This window comes from Segeticoccus rhizosphaerae (assembly GCF_009192725.1).
Classification (GTDB): Bacteria; Actinomycetota; Actinomycetes; order Actinomycetales; family Dermatophilaceae; genus Segeticoccus; species Segeticoccus rhizosphaerae.
Genome location: NZ_VOHR01000682.1, coordinates 1 through 667, shown reverse-complemented (window position 1 = coordinate 667; position 667 = coordinate 1). Strand labels below are relative to the sequence as shown.

Annotated in this window: 2 protein-coding genes; both read right to left on the bottom strand. The window is 75.4% G+C overall.

All coding sequences use genetic code 11. The features are described from left to right. Window positions 1-419, bottom strand: a 419-nt coding sequence (locus tag FRW57_RS22465; protein ID WP_162529488.1) for a type II secretion system F family protein, incomplete at its 3' end; no start/stop codon positions are given. Then, window positions 416-667 (bottom strand): hypothetical protein (locus tag FRW57_RS23785; RefSeq protein WP_420853291.1); only part of this gene is annotated, 252 nt, incomplete at its 5' end. The genes FRW57_RS23785 and FRW57_RS22465, both read right to left, overlap by 4 nt.

The window sequence follows — 667 nt, the reverse complement described above, 5'->3', positions numbered from 1 at the left end:
GGCGGCACTCCTGCGAGGCCGGCGAGGCTCATCGCCCGCGCCGCCGGCGACCAGGTCGGGGGCAGGTTGGCCCAGGCGGCCTGGTCGTCCATGCCCCACCGCAGGCCGGCGCTGACCACCCGTAGCTGACGACCGGCCTCACCGCCGACCTCTGCTGCCACCACCTCGATCGACTCGGTGACGCCGGCACCGCCCGTGAGGGCCAGCGCCAGCAGGTCCATCGCGGTGGCGACGTCCGCCGCGTCATCTGCCGTCGAACTCTCCGGACCCGCCGCCGGCGAGGAGCGTTCGCTGTCCGGTCCGGGCGCAGCCGCGTTGGCGGGCCGGGGCTGCGCGATGAAACCGCGGGACCGGTGCGCCCACCCGGCCGGCCACACCAGCACGGCGAGGAAGAGCAGGACCGCGACCGCCACGGTCATCCGGCTGCACCCGCACGAAGGCTCCGGCGCACCATGCGTCGGACCATCAACCGGCCGACCATGAGCAGGGCCAGTCCGAGGACGAGGCAGCCGAGGGCGAGTGGGGACTGGGTGTAGAGCGCGATCGGGGAGATGCCGAGCATCGCCGCCACCGCAGCGCCGCCGACCGGCAACACGGTCAGCAGGTTCATCGTCGCCCGCGCGCCCGCCGACGCGGCCTCCACCCGCCGCCCGGACCGCAGCCGCTC